This is a genomic window from Rothia sp. HMSC078H08 (assembly GCF_001808955.1).
Taxonomy (GTDB): domain Bacteria; phylum Actinomycetota; class Actinomycetes; order Actinomycetales; family Micrococcaceae; genus Rothia.
In genome coordinates this window covers 69,827-72,823 of the sequence record NZ_KV795252.1, presented here as the reverse complement: position 1 = coordinate 72,823, position 2,997 = coordinate 69,827, and the positions used below count along the sequence as shown (strand labels likewise).

Annotated in this window: 3 protein-coding genes; 1 reads left to right on the top strand and 2 read right to left on the bottom strand. The window is 47.6% G+C overall.

Going from position 1 to position 2,997, the window contains the following annotated elements:
- Positions 1-345: 345 nt before the first annotated feature.
- Positions 346-642, top strand: a complete 297-nt coding sequence (locus HMPREF2528_RS09120) for a hypothetical protein (protein ID WP_141744686.1) — start codon at positions 346-348, stop codon at positions 640-642.
- Between the two features lie 432 nt (positions 643-1,074).
- Here HMPREF2528_RS09120 and HMPREF2528_RS09015 read toward each other — a convergent pair whose 3' ends face one another.
- Both HMPREF2528_RS09015 and HMPREF2528_RS02835 read right to left on the bottom strand, forming a co-directional pair.
- Entirely contained in the window at positions 1,075-1,737 is a 663-nt protein-coding gene (locus HMPREF2528_RS09015) for a hypothetical protein (RefSeq protein WP_083294465.1), read from the bottom strand.
- A gap of 541 nt (positions 1,738-2,278) precedes the next feature.
- Positions 2,279-2,997 (bottom strand): DUF6318 family protein (locus HMPREF2528_RS02835; protein ID WP_371326306.1); only part of this gene is annotated, 719 nt, incomplete at its 5' end.

Genomic DNA, 2,997 nt, shown 5'->3' with positions numbered 1-2,997 from the left:
GATGCCTCCAACCACACTCAACTCTGAAGAGCCCTTAATCTTCCTGAGCGGTTTATTGTTGGCAAGTATCTGAGTCTCCCCGGATATTTCCCTAAATTTCAATCAGCGCGTAGTGTGGTAGTGGAGTTCATTCTACAGGGAATATTTTTCCTCCAGCTCTTGTCTAGTGTTTTTGCGCCTGTATATCGTGATGTGAATTCTATTTTTAATCTATCGACTATTATTGAAGTTATATTTGCTTTGTTTTTAATTGGTTTATTGGTCTATATCCCTAGCTCTCTTCGAAATTACGTTTGCTCTGAGAATCTTGCTGAGTATTCGTATCTTAAGGTTCTCCAGGGTTATATGTCCAAGAAGGAGCTTAAAAACCTTCTAGTGATGGTAAATACCTATGGTAGAAATGCTGGAAGAGTGAGAGTTTCAATATGGGACAGAGATTATAGTGAGTATGTATGCCTCCCTGCTCATTGGAATATTAAATATGTCTCATTGTTGTTAAAGTCTTTGATAGCTGCTTCTCCGTATTGGGTGTTGTGTTTATTTTCTAGAATTATTCATGGAGAATGGGGCTATTACGGGAAATATAAGCCAGAGATATTTGGGATTGACGAGAAAGAGGATTTGAAACAGGAGGCTATATAAGAAGTTTTAAAACTGTTTCTAGTATCGAAGAGAAAATAAGATTATCAAGATAGTTTCCTTATCGGGGGGTGCGGGAGTGTTTTTAAATCGTGTAGAATTTCGACCATAGGTTACCGTCTTCTGCCATGGTTTTTGACTACGACCAAAGACGCTAACCTATGGCATAAATCCGTAACTCATGACCGAATCCCCTCCGCACCAGGTGGTAGATAGGCGGGAGCCGGTTATGGTTTAGCCTTTTCGGTAATGGGTTAGTGACTTTGGGCTGGGGTTTTAACCATCACTAAAGACGCTAAGTCATTACCGAAATCACTAAGTCATCACCGAATTTCCACCTCCGCCGAGCAACCCAAACGAAACAGGCGGCCTCGAATGCTTATAAACATTCGGGGCCGCCTGCTGCGGTTATTTATGTGTTGGGTTAGAACTGGTTTACATGTCGGGCCAGTCGCGGTGCAACGAATACTCAGTATCCCCGTCACCGTTATCGTTCAGGTGCCAGCGCTGACCGGTACGGATGTCGGCCTTGCGCAGGCGCGGGTTCGGGTTGTCCTTCTTGCCCATGGTGGGATCATTCTTGCAGCCCCAGCGAGTATCATCTTCGGCGCAGGTGCCGCCGACACGACCCACGTCAACCCACCACACACGCACCAGCAGCGGGTCAACGGTATCCTTCGTCAACACGACATCCAGGGCCTGCCAATCGCCACCATCCACACGGAAACGACCAGAATAAGACACTGTTGCGTAGGCGTGGAAGTTACCCGAACGCTTATACACATAACTGGTTGCGGTCTTGCGTGACTCTTCACCGCGTGCCCTGCTAACCGGCTTACCCATCGTGTAGAAGCTGCCCTCATCGCCGTTGCCATACTGAATGGTCATCTGGGTGGGGTAGGACTCCATCTCCACATGACCGATCATGAGGTCGCCTTCCCAACGTGCGGTGGGTGCGTCAACGTAGAAGTTGACGGCCTGGTTCTTATAGACGTTGGGGTTGTCTTCGCTCAGACCGGTGCCAAGGTTGTAGGACTGCTTCAAAACAGGGGCCTGGATATTGGTGTTAGCGAATTGGTCCTCAATCTCTTGGAGCATTTCTTCGGGAGAAGGGCCCTTGGGCTGTTCGGGGTTATTTGAGGTCAGGGTTTTGGTGTCGTTGGGTATGCAGTAGCGGCCGCCAACATGGTTGGGGATTTTGTTGGCGTTATCTCCCTGAGGTAGAGACCCTATAACGTAATGGCCAGGACGTCGGTCTACTTTCGTGTAACATTCTGCATCTCCGGCTTTTCGAGCTTCGGGTACAGTTCCGTAGACTGTTTGATTAGTGCCATCACGCATTGGGATGTGGTTATCCTCCCAACTCTTGCGTGCTGCTTCGATGGAGGCGCCAGAAGATGATCCCTCACTTGGAATATCTGTTCCGTTAGATTGGTCGTGAGAAGGTGATTTTTTTGAATGAGTATCCTTTTTAGGTTGATTATCCCGCTGAACCTTTACACAATGTCCATTAGAATTTTTCTGCGTACATTCACTGGCCATAGAAGTAGAAAAACCAGAGATTGAATTTATAGCAAGGATAGATGCGGATAGGAGGATATAAATTTTTTTAGAAGTAGATTTTGATGGTGTCATAATGCTATCCTCCAAAATCAGATCCGGAAATTTTCCAGTATCCGTCAGAGTACGTATACAAGAAGTAGAAAGAATCATTGGTGGTATCTGTATTGGACTCCATTTCAAGATGGCCGTCAGGATTTACATACGTAACAGTCGACCATAGAATGCTGAACTTCATTCGATAATTCTTTTTCTGGTCATCGTAAATCAGAGAGCTTTCAGCCTGGTAAGACTCCAAACCTCCGATAATCCATCCTCCACGTTCGTAGAGCGATTCCGTATAGTTATATGAATTATATTCATCGGTATCTTTCATGACATATTTGAAAGCATACGAACAATCGCCAGTCTGAATTCCATAATTGTGTGCAACCAGCCAGTCCTGCATCATCTTCATTAGACCCTCTTCGGTCTCAGGGTACTGTGCAGGTTCATTACGGGGCTTGGGAACGTTCTGTGCAGGACCGTAGCCGTCTGCCTTACGGTACTCCCCATCGGGTGCCTTCGAGCCACCCGAGTAGCCGCGGGTAATGACCGGGTTCGGAGTAGTCGATGCAGAAGCGGCATCAGACGCCACCGCAGACGCCGAAGCAGTCTCGCTCGACACGGCAGTAGAAGAAGCTGCCGCCTCGTTATTTGCCTGCTGGCCACAGGCCGCAAGCAGGGCACCAAGGCCCACAAGTGCGCCGCCGCCCAGCAGGGTGCGGCGGTTGAAAATGGTCGAATCCATAGAAGATA